The 15,270-nt window shown below is 45.7% G+C and carries 17 protein-coding genes, 1 tRNA gene, 1 pseudogene and 1 riboswitch; of the genes and pseudogenes, 9 read left to right on the forward strand and 10 right to left on the reverse strand.

The annotated features are described in order from the left end of the window. Nucleotides 1-282, reverse strand: a pseudogene (locus tag NIES593_RS12635) (hypothetical protein); the annotation flags it as partial. 198 nt (nucleotides 283-480) lie between these two features. On the opposite strand from NIES593_RS12635, the gene mtnB reads away from it, so the two are divergent. Next, on the forward strand, nucleotides 481-1,098 hold the full coding sequence (gene mtnB / locus NIES593_RS12640; RefSeq protein WP_073599923.1) for a methylthioribulose 1-phosphate dehydratase: 618 nt from the start codon (nucleotides 481-483) through the stop codon (nucleotides 1,096-1,098). A gap of 29 nt (nucleotides 1,099-1,127) precedes the next feature. Here mtnB and psb27 read toward each other — a convergent pair whose 3' ends face one another. Then, nucleotides 1,128-1,532 carry a photosystem II protein Psb27 gene (gene psb27 / locus NIES593_RS12645; protein WP_073599924.1) on the reverse strand — a complete coding sequence of 135 codons (405 nt, stop codon included), beginning with the start codon at nucleotides 1,530-1,532 and terminating at the stop codon, nucleotides 1,128-1,130. A 160-nt stretch (nucleotides 1,533-1,692) separates the two neighbouring features. Then, nucleotides 1,693-3,378 (reverse strand): transglutaminase domain-containing protein, encoded by a 1,686-nt coding sequence (locus NIES593_RS12650; RefSeq protein WP_073599925.1) that lies wholly within the window; start codon nucleotides 3,376-3,378, stop codon nucleotides 1,693-1,695. Between the two features lie 368 nt (nucleotides 3,379-3,746). Between NIES593_RS12650 and NIES593_RS12655 the strand changes: the two genes are divergently transcribed. After that, nucleotides 3,747-6,602 (forward strand): cation-translocating P-type ATPase, encoded by a 2,856-nt coding sequence (locus NIES593_RS12655; RefSeq protein WP_073599926.1) that lies wholly within the window; start codon nucleotides 3,747-3,749, stop codon nucleotides 6,600-6,602. Nucleotides 6,603-6,694: 92 nt separating this feature from the next. On the opposite strand, the gene glnA is transcribed toward NIES593_RS12655, so the two are convergent. After that, nucleotides 6,695-8,116 carry a type I glutamate--ammonia ligase gene (gene glnA / locus NIES593_RS12660; RefSeq protein ID WP_073599927.1) on the reverse strand — a complete coding sequence of 474 codons (1,422 nt, stop codon included), beginning with the start codon at nucleotides 8,114-8,116 and terminating at the stop codon, nucleotides 6,695-6,697. Nucleotides 8,117-8,510: 394 nt separating this feature from the next. Here glnA and apcB point away from each other — a divergent pair, with 394 nt between their 5' ends. Then, nucleotides 8,511-9,020, forward strand: a complete 510-nt coding sequence (gene apcB / locus NIES593_RS12665; RefSeq protein ID WP_015143978.1) for an allophycocyanin subunit beta — start codon at nucleotides 8,511-8,513, stop codon at nucleotides 9,018-9,020. 65 nt (nucleotides 9,021-9,085) lie between these two features. Here the strand turns inward: apcB and NIES593_RS25210 are convergent, their stop codons facing one another. From NIES593_RS25210 to NIES593_RS12680, 4 genes are all read right to left on the reverse strand, one after another. Further along, a complete protein-coding gene (locus NIES593_RS25210) occupies nucleotides 9,086-9,217 on the reverse strand; it encodes a hypothetical protein (protein WP_281250736.1) in 132 nt (43 codons plus the stop codon). Next, entirely contained in the window at nucleotides 9,217-9,507 is a 291-nt protein-coding gene (locus NIES593_RS12670; protein WP_073599928.1) for a hypothetical protein, read from the reverse strand. The genes NIES593_RS25210 and NIES593_RS12670 overlap by 1 nt, the downstream gene beginning before the upstream one ends. A 47-nt stretch (nucleotides 9,508-9,554) precedes the next feature. Next, a complete protein-coding gene (locus tag NIES593_RS12675; protein ID WP_073599929.1) occupies nucleotides 9,555-10,022 on the reverse strand; it encodes a hypothetical protein in 468 nt (155 codons plus the stop codon). Nucleotides 10,023-10,199: 177 nt separating this feature from the next. Continuing rightward, on the reverse strand, nucleotides 10,200-10,469 hold the full coding sequence (locus NIES593_RS12680; protein WP_073599930.1) for a DUF3134 domain-containing protein: 270 nt from the start codon (nucleotides 10,467-10,469) through the stop codon (nucleotides 10,200-10,202). Nucleotides 10,470-10,712: 243 nt separating this feature from the next. Between NIES593_RS12680 and NIES593_RS12685 the strand changes: the two genes are divergently transcribed. The 4 genes from NIES593_RS12685 (at nucleotide 10,713) to NIES593_RS12700 (ending at nucleotide 13,619) form a co-directional block, all read left to right on the forward strand. Next, a complete protein-coding gene (locus NIES593_RS12685; protein WP_073599931.1) occupies nucleotides 10,713-11,633 on the forward strand; it encodes a class I SAM-dependent methyltransferase in 921 nt (306 codons plus the stop codon). A 20-nt stretch (nucleotides 11,634-11,653) separates the two neighbouring features. Next, nucleotides 11,654-11,878: riboswitch (cobalamin riboswitch) on the forward strand. A gap of 28 nt (nucleotides 11,879-11,906) precedes the next feature. Next, nucleotides 11,907-12,578 carry a HupE/UreJ family protein gene (locus tag NIES593_RS12690; RefSeq protein WP_073599932.1) on the forward strand — a complete coding sequence of 224 codons (672 nt, stop codon included), beginning with the start codon at nucleotides 11,907-11,909 and terminating at the stop codon, nucleotides 12,576-12,578. Between the two features lie 574 nt (nucleotides 12,579-13,152). Next, entirely contained in the window at nucleotides 13,153-13,341 is a 189-nt protein-coding gene (locus NIES593_RS12695) for a hypothetical protein (RefSeq protein ID WP_015143972.1), read from the forward strand. Further along, on the forward strand, nucleotides 13,326-13,619 hold the full coding sequence (locus tag NIES593_RS12700) for a type II toxin-antitoxin system RelE/ParE family toxin (protein WP_073599933.1): 294 nt from the start codon (nucleotides 13,326-13,328) through the stop codon (nucleotides 13,617-13,619). Before NIES593_RS12695 ends, NIES593_RS12700 begins: the two co-directional genes overlap by 16 nt. 48 nt (nucleotides 13,620-13,667) lie before the next feature. On the opposite strand, the gene NIES593_RS12705 is transcribed toward NIES593_RS12700, so the two are convergent. Then, a complete protein-coding gene (locus NIES593_RS12705) occupies nucleotides 13,668-13,985 on the reverse strand; it encodes a 2Fe-2S iron-sulfur cluster-binding protein (protein WP_073599934.1) in 318 nt (105 codons plus the stop codon). A gap of 204 nt (nucleotides 13,986-14,189) precedes the next feature. Between NIES593_RS12705 and NIES593_RS24180 the strand changes: the two genes are divergently transcribed. Next, on the forward strand, nucleotides 14,190-14,366 hold the full coding sequence (locus tag NIES593_RS24180) for a hypothetical protein (protein ID WP_015143969.1): 177 nt from the start codon (nucleotides 14,190-14,192) through the stop codon (nucleotides 14,364-14,366). 12 nt (nucleotides 14,367-14,378) lie between these two features. Here the strand turns inward: NIES593_RS24180 and moaC are convergent, their stop codons facing one another. Beyond that, on the reverse strand, nucleotides 14,379-14,882 hold the full coding sequence (moaC, locus tag NIES593_RS12710) for a cyclic pyranopterin monophosphate synthase MoaC (protein ID WP_073599935.1): 504 nt from the start codon (nucleotides 14,880-14,882) through the stop codon (nucleotides 14,379-14,381). A 44-nt stretch (nucleotides 14,883-14,926) separates the two neighbouring features. Between moaC and NIES593_RS12715 the strand changes: the two genes are divergently transcribed. Further along, nucleotides 14,927-15,000 (forward strand) — tRNA-Arg (locus NIES593_RS12715). Nucleotides 15,001-15,270: the final 270 nt, after the last annotated feature.

Below are 15,270 nucleotides of genomic sequence, written 5' to 3' on the forward strand. Positions count from 1 at the left end.
TAAATGGAGATATGAATTTAGGTATTTCTGCTTAATCAAAAAGTGGGATGCTCCCCGATCGCTGTTGAGATCGTAAATAAGAATCGATCCTTCAACCTCCAGTTCTTGAAAATGCTGTCCCAAGTCGGGTTTTTGGGCAATCTCTGCGCGTTCGGAAGACCGAATCGCTGAGTTGGGCATTGTCAAAGCCGACCGGATCGGCTGAAATAGAATGAAGATAAAGCAACCTAAAGCGAGTACGATCGCGATCGCTAAATACGAGCCTCGGTTGATGATTTTCATCAGTGAATGAAATCGCGAACAGCTTTGAACTACACTGTCGGATGCTTCGATTTCAGAATTTGCAACGCGGCATTCCCAGAATATCCGATCTCTGTACGGGCCGGTTTGGATTGATTCATACAAACAAGATTGATGATTTTGACAATTAAACCCGCCCTTACCACTGATAACCGATTACTGATTGATTACTGATTACCGATGAACCCCGATCCCCGTTTTGCTTTAATTGCCTCTGCTCGCCAATTCTATCAACTCGGTTGGATGGTAGGAACGGCTGGCAATCTTTCTGCTAAGATGTCTGATGGCAGCTTCTGGATTACGGCTAGCAGAAAAAGTAAAGGACAATTGCAAGAAGATGACTTCGTTCGCGTGACGGTAGACGGCGAAGTCCTCGATTTGTGCCATCCGAGCAACCGTCCCTCCGCTGAAACTAGCATTCACCAAGCCATTTATTCTCTGTTTCCAGAAGCCAAAGCTTGCTACCACGTTCACTCCGTCGAGGCGAATTTAGTCTCTAGCTGGGTAGCGGGAGATAGCTTGCCTTTACCTCCCCTGGAAATGGTTAAGGGGTTGGGAGTGTGGGAAGAAAACCCCGAAGTTGCCATACCAGTCTTTGAGAATTATCTCGAAGTTCCTCGCATTGCCAGTGCCATTCGCGATCGCTTTTCGGCCTCCCCACCCCGAATTCCCGCCTTGCTCATTCGCCATCATGGGGTTACCGTTTGGGCAGATTCTCCCCAAACGGCACAAAATTACGTTGAGGTAGCCGAATACATTTTTCGCTATCTCGTAGCCGTTCGTCAAGGCGATCGCTAATCGGTTTCGTCTCTGTCGTTTCTGTGACTTTAAATCCCTCGCTCTACTGCCAATTGCGCTTGTTTAAACTCTTGTTTGAGACGACTCTTGAGCTTTTCAGGTAAAGGACGGTTTCCATAGGCGGTGTAATACCCTGCCAAGGAATTTAATGCCGTCTGCATGGTAGTGAAAGAACGAAGTCCGTCCGATTTGTCTTTGCGCCGATAGCGAGCGATATAATCGTTGATTTGTTGGCGTGCTAGCGATTGGATTTCTGCTTTATTAGGAGCATCGGGGGATAAGTCAATTGCTGTCGTTAACGTTTCGATCACATTTAGAGTATCTTGGCTGTAATTGCCGGTTAATCCCCCTGGACTGGACGAACAACCGTATAAACCGACGACAACTACTAATACTAAAGCCAGAAAACGCGATAGGTAAGATTTTAAATGCATGATTATTAAGTTTAATCAGACTAACGATATCAAGTTCCACCTATCCTACCATTATTGGTGACTGGCAATAGGGGTTTAGTGAGGAGTTAGTGGTTAGCGATCGGTAACTTGTCTTCTTCTTGAGAGTCTCTCCGTGCCCCAAGTCTCCCCACGCTCCCCCTCACCCTTCTTCTGGCTCTAACTCTTCTAAAAGAGTAAACTGTACGTGATTGATTGCTAGCTCTCCGATCGACACCTTTTCTTTGGGCACGAGAACGCCTTCGCTTGTTAAGGTTTCAAAAGGAATTCCTTTTGCCATTTCTGCGTGATACCAAGCCAACCCCATGAAAAAGCGAGTCGGATAGGGACCTCCCTCAACCATGTCATCGGGGTTGGATTCCATCGGCAGCCAACCGAATCCCGGCAGGTAAAACTCCATCCAGACGTGATTGTAATCGGGTTCTAGGGGAACGCCGCGCTGGAGGGGATAGGGAGGGCATTTATAACGTCCGACGGTACGGCAGGCAATGCCATTGAGACGCGAGAGAGCCAGCAGCACGCCTAAATACTCGCCGCAGGATCCCACGCCTCGTCTGAGGGCAATATCTGGCGTATCGATGTGGGGTTTAATGCCGTAGGAAAGACGATCGTAGACGTAATTGCGAATGCTGTACATTTTGCGCAATAGATTGGTTTCCCTGCCGATCGCTTCGACTGCCGCTCTACGGATAATATCCGTATCCATTGCCAAGTCGTCATTATCGACGAGATAGCGGCTTTGAAATTCTTCTGGCAGTTCCGGCAGATCTTCGCAGTCTTTAGGTTTAAGGCGATATTTAATGCTCCAGACTTCCAGCAATGCCTTCCAGCCAAAAATATGGCGATCGCGATCGGTTAATTTGTCGAATTTAAACACTGCTACTCGCTGTCCGTCCCGAATTTCTTCGGTAAACGGCAGTCCGATCGCTTCAATTTTTCTGACTTTCTGACGCGGCGTTTCCGCCGGAAGGGCAATGCGCCATTCTAGGTTATTGAGTTCGATCGGATCTAAGGGAGCGAGTTCTTCGACGTAGGACATCTCTACCAGATAGCCGTTGGAGAGGGCGTAGCGCTTATCGGGGTAATAGTGGAAATGTAAGGGATGAATGAAGGTACGATCGCGGTACTGGAGTTCGCGTTCGGGTTCGGCGTTGGGATTGTCTCGAATATAGGGTTCCCAATGGGAGTAAGCAACGTAGAGCGCTTCTTTGCCCGTTTCTGGGTCGATATAAAACGTTAGTCCCGTTGGCGACTCAAACGGAGTCAACACGCTAAAAATGACTTTCCCTGTTGCTCGATCCAAGCAATAGACTGTCTGTTCGAGGGTATCGGAAACCCACAGTTCCTCGCCTTTAACCGTCAGATTTTCTACCCCGATTCCGGGCGCATAAAAACGGGTAATCTGCTTGCCCGTCTCGCGACTGAAGACGAGAATATCGCCTGTCTTTTGGCAAGTCACGTAAACTGTAGACTCCCAAACCGCTACCCCATTAGCTGGGTAAGACAGTCTGACAAACAGTTGCGGCGTAAAATCGCCCTCAACAAGAGAGCAGAAATAAACGCTTTCTTCGGTTGCAAACCAGAGCACATCGCCAGCAACTGCCAAACCCGTTGCCCCGACAAAGTCCTGCCAGTGCTGGGGGTTGAGGATTTTCGTATTGTTGGTAGAGGGATCGATTTCCAGGAGATAGCCATTTTTGGCATCGATGGCAAGCATCGCGTCTCCTCGAAAAGCGATGCCGTGGATCGATGTCGCAGCAATGGGTCGAATTGTTTTTGCACTAAGTTGGTTTTTGAGTGACGTAGAGGTGGTCAGATCGGGAATCATGCTTCAATATTTGATAATAAATGCAGTCTTCTATAAATTGCTGCAATCCCTTACCATATCAATCTTAGACTTTCTTTGAATGCTCATTTTGAACTTATTCGCTTGAGGAGGTGAATATTAATTTTTTAAAACTTTTTTGATTAAGAATTATTTTATAGCGAGTCTAGAACAATTATGAACATTGAGTCATTTATGACGAGCTAGACTGGAAAAACTTGGGATCGTTTTAGAATGGTTATGTCAGCAATTGAGTTGATTTATATAAATTTTTATGAGAGAGCGATCGCAAAAATGCTTGATGTTTCTTAATATTTGTTAGGTTATCGGTTGACCTTCAAATAGCATATTTAGATTCGAGTAGACTGCCCGTGACTACATCTTATTCTTCCCATTGTTTGCCCGCACAGCAACAATCTTGGCATACTTATCCAGTTGAAAAAACCCTAGAAATCTTAGGCAGCGATGCCCAACAGGGACTGACAACCGATGAAGTCGAACAGCGGCTAAAGCATTACGGAATTAACGAAATCCAAGAAACGGCGGGTCGAAGTAACTGGGAAATCTTACTCGATCAATTCAAAAACATCATGCTGCTGATGCTGATCGCTGTCGCGATCGTCTCTGGAATTCTGGATGTGGTAGAGTTACAGAATGCAGCCGCTCCGAAGGAAGGGGTTCCTTTTAAAGATACTATTGCCATATTATTAATCGTCATCCTCAACGGCGTTCTGGGCTACTTGCAAGAAAGCCGTGCCGAGAAAGCCTTAGCCGCACTCAAGCGCCTTTCCTCTCCCAAGGTACAAGTCATTCGGGACGGGCACCGGATAGAAGTTGACGCACCGACGTTAGTACCGGGAGACATCATGTTGCTCGAAGCGGGAGCGCAATTGTGTGCGGACGGTCAAGTCATCGAAGCTTCAAACTTGCAAGTTAGGGAATCGGCGCTGACGGGAGAGGCGCAGGCAGTACACAAACATAAAATTAACCCTGGATTAGCTGAAGATACCCCTTTAGGCGATCGCCGCAATATGGTTTTCACGGGAACCGAAGTCATTCAAGGGCGTGCTAAGGTTATCGTCACTAGGACGGGCATGGCGACGGAACTCGGTAAAATTGCTCAGATGCTTCAATTGGTAGAAACCGAAGCCACTCCCCTGCAACAGCGCATGGGGCAATTAGGCAACGTCCTAGTTTCCGGCTCTTTAATGTTAGTCGCACTCGTCATTGCTATTGGAGTCATTCAGGCAGGTTGGGGACAATTACAAAAATTGGTAGAAGTTTCTCTAAGCATGGCAGTAGCCGTCGTTCCCGAAGGCTTGCCTGCCGTCATTACCGTGACCTTGGCACTGGGAACGCAGCGCATGGTCAGGCGCAACGCGCTGATTCGCAAATTACCAGCCGTAGAAACGCTTGGTTCTGTCAACGTCATCTGCTCGGATAAAACGGGAACGCTCACCCAAAATAAAATGGTGGTTCGAGAAGTTGAGATCCTTGGGAGCGGCTTCCAAGTGACGGGAGAAGGATATGCGCCCATAGGAGAGTTTCTCGATACAGACGGGCGAGCGATCGCAATCGAGAACTATCCGGAATTGCAAGTATTGTTAATGGCTTGCGCGCTATGTAACGACGCTCAACTTACCCAGCAGGGACAAGAGGAATGGAAGATCGTTGGCGATCCCACGGAAGGGGCATTGCTTGCCCTAGCAGGAAAAGCAGGTTTCCAGCAACAAGCCCTCAGTCACCACTTCAAGCGAGTAGAAGAAATTCCTTTTTCCTCCGAACGCAAGCGGATGAGCGTTATTTGTTGGTCTGGGAATTGGGCGATCGGCGACCGGTTGGCTGAAAGCTTATCGCTAAAAGCTGTAAGCTATTTAATGTTTACCAAAGGCTCGCCAGAGTTAGTTTTAGATCATTGTCAATTCTATCAGCTCGGCGATCGCATCCTGTCTCTGACCCACGAGCAACGACAGCAAATTCTCCAAATGAATAATGACATGGCAGGGCGCGGGTTGCGAGTGTTGGGATTTGCTTACAAACCCTTGGAAGCTATTCCAGAGGTTGACTCGGCGGAAACAATCGAACAAAATTTGATTTGGCTGGGGTTAGTGGGCATGTTAGATGCCCCAAGACCGGAAGTCAAAGAGGCAGTCGCCAAATGTCGCGAGGCAGGCATTCGCACGATAATGATTACCGGAGACCACCAGTTAACCGCCCAGGCGATCGGCAAACAATTGGGAATTATTCAGGAGGGCGATCGCATCCTCACGGGACGAGAGTTGGAAAAGCTCTCCCAAAGCCAGCTAGAAGAAGAAGTCGATCGCGTTAGGATTTATGCCCGCGTCGCCCCCGAACACAAACTGCGGATCGTACAAGCGCTTCAGAAGCGAGGCAAATTTGTAGCCATGACGGGAGATGGGGTAAACGATGCTCCCGCGCTCAAACAAGCAGACATCGGCATTGCCATGGGAATTACCGGAACCGATGTCAGTAAAGAAGCGAGCGATATGGTTCTTCTAGACGACAACTTTGCCACCATCGTCGCCGCTACAGAAGAAGGCAGAGTCGTTTACAACAATATCCGTCTTTTTGTCAAGTATATTCTCGGCAGTAATATCGGCGAAGTCATAACCATTGCTGCCGCACCACTTTTGGGAGTGCCGGACGTTCCCCTAACGCCGCTACAAATTCTCTGGATGAACTTGGTTACCGATGGATTGCCCGCCCTGGCGCTAGCGGTAGAACCCGCCGATCCCAATATCATGCGCCGCCTGCCTTTTAGTCCCAAAGAAAGCATTTTTGCTAGAGGATTAGGCTCTTACATCATTCGTATCGGTCTGATTTTCTCCATTATTAGCATTAGTTTAATGATCTGGTCGTTTACCCAAGCCCGCCAAGTCGGCAATCCCGATAGTTGGAAAACGATGGTATTTACAACGCTGTGTCTGGCGCAAATGGGTCACGCGATCGCGGTTCGTTCGAGTACTCGGCTTACTATAGAAATGAATCCTCTCTCCAATCCCTATTTACTCGCCGCAGTCGCGATAACAACTATCTTTCAGTTAATGTTAATCTACGTCGAACCCTTGCGAAGATTTTTTGGCACCCAGTTCCTTACGATGGAGCAGTTACTCATCTGTATCGGCTTTAGTACTTTAATGTTCGTGTGGGTTGAATTAGAGAAATTATTGATTCGTTGGTTTCTTTCCAGAAAGAGAGCTAGTTAGGGGGAGCGGTTGGGACTGAAGTAAAAAAGCCACCCTTAAGAGGTGGCAAAAAATGAGAAAATATGAACTCATCAACGTCAAGCTAATCGCTTTTACGCATCGTAGTAGAGCGCAAACTCGTAGGGATGAGGACGCAGGCGCATCGGGTTGACCTCGTTGTCGAGTTTGTATTCGATCCAGGTTTGGATGAAGTCTTCGGTAAAGACACCCGAATCCGTCAAGAAGGCATGATCCTTCTCCAAATTCTCCAAAGCAGCTTCTAGAGAGCCGGGAGTAGAAGGAACTTTAGCCAACTCTTCAGGACTGAGATCGTAGATATCAACATCTAAAGGATCGCCCGGATCGATTTCGTTCTTAATGCCATCAATACCCGCACAAAGCATCGCAGCAAAAGCCAGATAAGGGTTACAGGTAGCATCGGGACAGCGGAACTCCAGACGCTTTGCCTTGGGATTTGTGCCGGATAGCGGAATGCGGATGGAAGCCGAACGGTTTCCTTGAGAATAGGCAAGGTTGACGGGCGCTTCAAAACCAGGCACCAAACGCTTGTAGGAGTTGGTTGTTGGATTGGTCAGCGCTAGGAGAGCGGGAGCGTGTTTGAGCAAACCGCCGATATAATTCAACGCCAGCTTGCTCAAGTTAGCATAGCCGTCGCCCCAGAAGAGGGGTTGTCCGTCTTTCCAGATAGACTGGTGAGTGTGCATCCCAGAACCGTTGTCGTTAAACAGGGGTTTGGGCATGAAAGTGACACTTCTGCCGTACTTCTTGGCAACGTTTTTAATGACGTACTTGTAAGTCATTAGGTAGTCGGCCGCATCGATTAAAGTAGCAAAGCGGATACCTAACTCATTTTGTCCTCCAGTTGCTACCTCGTGATGGTGCTTTTCGATAGGCACGCCGCATTTGCCCATCGTCAGCAGCATTTCGGTACGCATATCTTGCAGCGTATCCGTGGGAGCAACGGGGAAATAGCCCTCTTTATAGCGAGGCTTGTAACCCAAGTTGCCGCCTTCTTCTATGCGACCTGTGTTCCAGCGACCTTCAACGCTGTCTACATAGTAATAAGCTTGACTTTCGGTTTGATCGAAGCGAACGTCGTCAAAAACGAAAAATTCAGCTTCAGGACCAAAAAAAGCCGTATCGCCAATGCCAGTACTTCTTAAGAAATCAACGGCTTTTTGAGCGATAGAGCGAGGATCGCGAGTATACCATTCCCCCGTGCGAGGCTCTTTAATGCTACAGATCATGCTCAGGGTTGGCTCTTTGTAGAAGGGGTCGATCCATGCAGTTTTTGGATCGGGTACCATTGCCATGTCAGATTCATTAATGGCTTTCCAACCCCGAATGCTCGAACCATCAAAGGGAACCCCATCAACGAAAGCACTTTCGTCAATTTGATCTTGATAAAAAGAGCAGTGCTGCCAGATCCCTGGCATGTCAATGAATTTGAGGTCGATTATCTGAATGTTGTTGTCTCGAATCATCTTCAAGACTTCTTGGGGCGTTTCGGGCATGGATGACTCCTTGCGGATTTAACTGTATTTTATGTCTCGAATCATTCATCGTAGAGAGAGGTTAGCTCTTGGTTTGTATTATTTGATACAAAATTTTCTATCTCGATCGCACTCAAATCTGTAAACAATACAAAAATGTATTTAACTATACTAACTATTGATTGTTGGGCTTTATTTATGAAGAAATCTATAGAAAAGTAACGATATTGTCAAACAACATAAATGACTTACTCGAACGAAGTCTATAGCAGTTCATCCCTGTGGGATTATAAATAAATAGATCGAAACTCAAGGGTCAGCGTGAAGAGATTCGCGCTGCTTCCTCGAGCAAGCTAAAAAATAAGGCTTTTTTGTTAAGCCACTAAAAAAAAATTGCTGTTGGGAGAAAAATTTAATGCGAGATGCAGTTACTAAGCTGATTAGAAACTATGACGTGACAGGACGTTATTTGGATCGGGATGCAATGGACAAGCTAAAGACTTATTTCGAGTCTGGCACCGCCCGCATCACCGCAGCAGCCGTCATTAATGCCAATTCTCCTGTCATCGTCAAAAAAGCGGGGTCTCAACTATTTGAAGAAGTTCCAGAATTGATTCGTCCTGGAGGCAATGCCTATACGACTCGTCGTTATTCGGCTTGTTTGAGGGACATGGACTATTACCTGCGCTATGCCAGTTATGCGCTGGTTGCGGGAGATACTAATGTCTTGGACGAACGGGTGCTGCAAGGCTTGCGAGAAACCTATAATTCTCTAGGAGTGCCCATCGGACCAACGGTGCGAGGCATTCAAATTATGAAAGAAATGGTTAAAGAGTTGGTCTTTGAGGCTGGAGTGTCAGATACTTCTTTTGTAGACGAGCCTTTCGACCATATGACCCGCGAGTTGAGCGAAGTTTCAGTTTAAACTCGCAACGGAAAAATTAGTGCGATCGCAACGGAAAATCCCAGAAAGCGATCGCTTTTTTTTCTTTACAAAATGTAATTTTTGGCAGCGGGGCCAGTTGTTATACCAATTTTCACGTTTTCGCGATCGACATTCTTCACCCCTCTCCCTATTTGGGAGAGGGGTTGGGGGTGAGGGCGATCGACTATCTGTGTCATTAATGAATGAAAAATGATATTAATTCAGCACGAGAATAGGGAACTTTATTAAGTTGCTGCTTAAAATAAAAAAAATAGAACGCGATCGCCCGACAAAAAATTAGAGGGAAGAGATTTATTTCTCTTCCCTCTTGTTGATTTGGCTGCTTGGCTTGAGAATTCTCTTTTAGCTTTTTGCGCAGCATTTGTTGTTGTTTTTTCAGTTGTCTTTGTCGTGCCGAACCGCCTTTCCCCTTATCGTTGCGTCCTTGGCGACGCGGCGACTCCCATCGTTTTAGTCGCTGAGTCACTAGATTGCTCCATTATCTTAATTTTGTTCTTTCATAATTCTATCCCATTACTGGGCAGATAGTCTATAGTTTAAACGCTGACCGGACTTCATCGAGCCGACCCAGATTTCGTATCGTCCTGCTTTCCAGTCACTGTCTTCGATGCGAGCATCTTGGCTGTCATTGGTGCCGAAGTTGCAGCGAATCGTATTTTTATCCGGTCCTCGAATAACCAGGGTGGTATCTTTTCCACCACTGTCTACTTGCAATGCCAGTTTCGGAAAATCATTTTCCAGTACTAAGATATGATCGGGGTTGGGCGCACCGTAGCCAACGCAAGGTCTGCGATATCGATCTGTGTTGGCAATAGACGATAGAGAGTAAGAGCCGCTAGTGTAGCCGCTAACGACAGCCGTTATTTTATCGAAACCGCTAGCCAGCTTTAATTGCCCGAAGTTAGCTTCTTGCGCGATCGCGGGTACAGCCCCTAAAATTATTAGTAATGGAAACCAATATCGACGATTGAGTAGGGGCATCGCGCTTATTCTCCGAATCGCGCCAGACAATGAAAGGCGTGTTCGAGAAAAATAGAATTTTTCCCGAAACTTTTCAATTTTGCCTTTCTTACCTACTTTTGTAATTGATTTTGACCCATTAATGGGAAAATAATAGACAGTAAGATTTTTGCCACAAGGTTGAGAAGATTGAGGGCTTCATGTGGTTTCGTCGAGGTACTCTTCGTCTAGGGTATCGAACTCCTGGTCGGTTTCAACTTCGGTACCCTCAAAGATATCCTCTTCTACATCGAGTAAATCCGATAAATCTATACTATCGAGCAACCGATCTTCGGTTTCTTCGCGTTGGCGAGCAATAAGACGACCATGGGCTGCTAACCAATCTAGATGCGAACGATCTCGATTGAGGGGAATTACTCCTGCTGGTGCGTAACGCGGTTCTTGATGCAATGATGGATAATTTAACATAAGCCGTTTCCTGACCAAGTCTACTAAACGACCAAACTGCACCGAGATAGGAACGTGGCTGCTATCTCGATCTCGATTTAAAACACAGTAATGAAAAAAAACAGAACGCTAAAGGCGCAATAGCGTCTCTCAAATTCTAGCTTTCGAGGACTCTACTTCTATTCTATTGCGCGATCGCGGGTTTATGTAGGTCCCAAAAAAGAGATACAGTCAATTTAAATCAACTTCACATCAAGAATTTCCATGACAGCCACATCAATTAAAACGCAATTGAGATTAGCTTCTTATCTGATCGATGGCATACTTTCCATCAAACCTTTAGCTAACCTAGCAAAACACCAAGCCCGCAACATGATGATTAAACGGGCAGAAAAAATTGGCGTGCCTTGGCGGGAAAACGTACAAAAGTTGCGATCTCACGACTGGGAAAGCGAACTCGCTACAGTAGAAAATTCCCAATTAATCTATCCCGATTATTATCTGCGTTCCTTCCATGCTTACGAAAAAGGGAATTTAAACTGGGATGCTGCCTTAGAATTGGAATCAGCTGCTTATGCCGTTCATGCCACAATTTGGCAAGGCGCAGGGATTAATGGAGATCCAAAGCTTCGCCAGAGTTATCATGATGTCTTAGGGGCACAACTCTCGATCGAGCCTCAAGATATTTTAGACATGGGTTGCAGCGTAGGACTGAGTACCTTTGCGCTACAAAAGGTTTATCCCCAAGCAAAAATTACTGGCTTGGATTTGTCTCCTTACTATCTAGCTGTAGCCCAATATCGGGCTAGAGAACGCAACGCCAGGATTGATTGGATACATGCTGCTGCGGAATCGACAGGTTTACCGGATGCTTCTTTCGATCTAGTCTCTGCTTTTTTGATGTTTCACGAACTTCCTCAACAAGCAGCTAGGGAAATCTTGCGCGAGGCACGCCGATTGTTGCGTCCCGGCGGATATTTCACTCTTATGGATATGAATCCTCACTCTGAGGCTTACAAGAAAATGCCGCCTTACGTTTTGACGTTACTCAAAAGTACAGAACCCTTTCTCGGTCAATATTTTGCTTTGGATATCAAACAAGCTTTGCTTGAAGCGGGGTTTAAGAACCCTGTTATCATTCCTAATAGTCCCCGACATCGTACCGTCATTGCCCAAGCTATTTGAATTTTGCGTTCTCAATAATAGTATGATGCCAGATTATCGGTTCTAATAGGGAGCAGCCATTAGAGGTAACGGGGAAAGTTTGGTGCAACTCCAACGCTGTCCCGCAACTGTGATTTGATTTTTGATTTTGGATGAAAGGATTTTAGATTTTGGATTGGATTAGTAGCAATCTAGTGAGTTATCAATCCAAAATCGGAAATCTAAAATCGATGAGTCAGGATGCCCGCCGATAAAAGAACTGGCATTTTTCTATCTATCTGCGAGGTACAGAGGATGTTCAATTTAACAGTTAGTCAACGGTGGTTCAAGATTGGTACGCTTTCCACCGTTGTCGCAATCGCGTTTTTGGGCTTTGCTCGACAGGCGATGGCGCACCACGCTATCGGAGGGAATACGCCGGCTAACTTCTTTGAAGGGTTTACTTCGGGGTTAGCCCATCCGATTATTGGCTTGGATCATTTTGCTTTTGTGGTGGCAATTGGCGCGATCGCGGCAGTTGTGGATCGCGGCATTTATATTCCCACTGTTTTTATTTTAGGGACTCTGCTAGGAACGGGAATTCATCTGCAAGCAGTTAACTTGCCTTCTCCTGAAATTATTATTTCTGCATCGGTCGTACTTTTTGGAATCTTATTGGCACTAAGAAACATCAGGGTGAATCCGCCTAAATTTTATGGAATTGTTTTAGCCGCTTTAGCAATTGTTGCCGGAATTTTTCACGGTTATGCCTATGGAGAGTCAATTGTTGGGGCACAAATGACTCCGTTAGTTGCATACTTAGCCGGTTTTGCAATTATTCAGTCCCTCGTTAATACCACAATCTGGGCGATTAGTCAAGTGATTTTAGAAAAATTTAGCGATCGCGCTTTTCCAGTCACGCGATCGCTAGGGTTGGCTATTAGTACGATTGGAGTCATTTTTTTAACGGCTTCGATGATTGGTTAATCAAACGATTTAGAGATAGATCGCTTATCTAAGGAACGAGGAGTTAGCAGAGGGAGTTTTCTGGTTCTAAATCCCCTATTTTTGTCGCTTATTTTTTCTATAAAGAGCAAGAGAGCATACATTCCAAGGTTTAAGAACCCTGACTTTTTCTTCACTCTATCGGGTGAAGATACTATACTATTTCCTAATAGGCAGCTACCAACAGTAGAACGCATTGGCAATAGCTCGTTACTGTTGCCCGCGCTCGAAGTAGCTAACAGGTTGTCTGAGAAGTATGGAATGTCATGTTGAGCTTGGCGATCGCGAAGTCAAACATCTTACTGCACTTTTGAGTTAGATGAGAGACAAAATTTTTGTCGATTGGGAGAAAGGGAAAAGGAAAAAAATTCTGTATTCTACTGACTCGAAAATCCATCTAGCATACCAATTCCAAACAGAGATTCTTGGTTACGTTCTCCTGTACCCAGAATAACAAAATGGACTTTTGGGATGTCCTCTACTCCGATTGAGGCGATCGCAATTTTAATTTAACCTTAATAATTTCTCTAACCTTTTAAAAATCAGTAATATCTGTATGAATACTATCAAAGAAGCCATTAAATCTATCTTGAATCAATTACCAGATGATTGTTCAATTGAAGATATCCAGTATCATCTATATGTCCTGGAAAAAGTCCGTCAAGGACTTGATATTGCAGACACAGAAAATGGGCTGAAACAGGAGGAGGTCGAAGGGCTTCTAAGAAAATGGCTTATCGAGTAGTTTGGTCTTCTAAAGCAGTTGAAGATGTAGACGCAGTTGCCACCTACATAGCCCGCGACTCGCCTTCCTATGCGGCAGCGGTGGTAAAAAAGATTGTCGATACCACCCGCGACCTCATCGAATGTCCTTGCACTGGGTCGGTCGTTCCTGAATTTAGCGACCCAGCTATCCTAGAAAAAAACGCCTATACCTATCGCATCATCTATCGGGTAAAAGAAGAAATCGTGACGATCGCAGCCGTAATCCACACTAAGCGGTTGTTGGGATTGAATGGATAATCCCAGCCAATCATTCGCATCTGAGCGATCGTCGATTTCTTGCCCGAATTAAGGCTGTGCGAATTGCCGCTGATAGACCGCTTCTTCTTTCTCCGATTCGATTTTTAGATCGCTAAGAGGACGAGCAACGCATAATAATACGTAACCTTCGCTTTGCAGTTCGGGAGAAATTCCCATCGCATCGCCGCGATCGACTTCTCCCTGAAGAATTTGAGCCGCACAAGTGGTACAAACCCCGGCATGGCAAGAACTCGGCAAATCTATTCCCGCAGCGTAAGCCGCTTCTAGGATAGTTTGCTCCTCTGAAACTTGGATGATATGGGTATTGCCTTGGTGACGAATTTCAACAGTATGAGTTTTGGACATAAATCGCGCAATAATCTGGACTCCATCTCGATCTAATGTATCCTAATGTATCGTTCGAGACTCCATTCTATTGTTAAGAAAATTAGCTAAATCTAAAGCTTGATTGCAATATTTCAGTTTGCTATTCAGCAGCTCGAAACGGAGTGCTATTTTTGAGAACACTATTTTCTCTCGTCAGTCATTTAGCTACTGGATAGAACGTTTATGTACAAGAAAAACACGGATAAAGATTTTGTTGGGGCAGCATTAACTGCTGGGTTAGGCGCTGGGGTCGTGACTTCCTTTGCCGTCAGCCAAGGACAACATCCGCTAATTGCCTTGGCAATCACTGCTCTAGCTGCCTTGTTTGCTGCAATCTGTCACAAATACGATTTGATCTAATTTTAAATAATTTTAATCTTTCTGGCTGAGATAATCTCCCGATTTTCCACCAGTTTTACTGAGTAAGCAAATTGACTCGATCTGGATTGACTTTTCTAGTGCTTTTGCCATGTCGTAGAGCGTTAGAGCAGCTACTGAAACGGCTGTCAGGGCTTCCATTTCTACACCCGTTTCTGCCTTAGTGGCGACGGAAGCCCGAATTTGGTAGCCGGGGAGTTCGGCATCGGGAATGATTTGAACGTCTATCTTGTGCAAAGGCAGGGAATGGCACAGAGGAATCAAATTAGCAGTCTGTTTGGCTGCCATAATCCCGGCGACTTTTGCCGTTCCTAAAACGTTTCCTTTGTGGGAATTTCCTGCTTCAATCGCTTCAAAGGTATGTTTTGACATCCGCACCTGACCTGCGGCTATGGCTTCTCGTCGGGTAGACTGTTTGTGGGAAACATCTACCATCTGGGCTTCTCCTTGGGTATTGAGATGAGAAAGTTTTCGATCGCCAGTTAGATCTTGTGTCATCGCTAGAATCTGTGATACTATGGTATACTGTTGAATGAAACCAAGGGCTTGTAGCTTAGTGGATTAGAGCGTGTGGCTACGGACCACAAGGTCGGGGGTTCGAGTCCCTCCAAGCCCGTAAGAAACAAATATAATACCTTAAAAGCGAGAAGCGCGATCGCCGATCGGATTTTTCAGAAAGCACTCTTCTTAGAAGATGGTTTTATCTGCCTAAATAGAAAGAGTACGTCCTTTATAGTCAGTGACCAGCTGTTTTTTAATCCACTGGTCACTGGTTATTCCTCTTTTGTTAAGTTTTCTTTTTTCCCTAATATCATTTTTCATTCATTAATGACAGAGATGGTCGATCGCCCTCACCCCTAACCCCTCTCCCAAATAGAGAGAGGGG

This window comes from Hydrococcus rivularis NIES-593, assembly GCF_001904635.1.
GTDB classification, from domain to species: Bacteria; Cyanobacteriota; Cyanobacteriia; order Cyanobacteriales; family Microcystaceae; genus Hydrococcus; species Hydrococcus rivularis.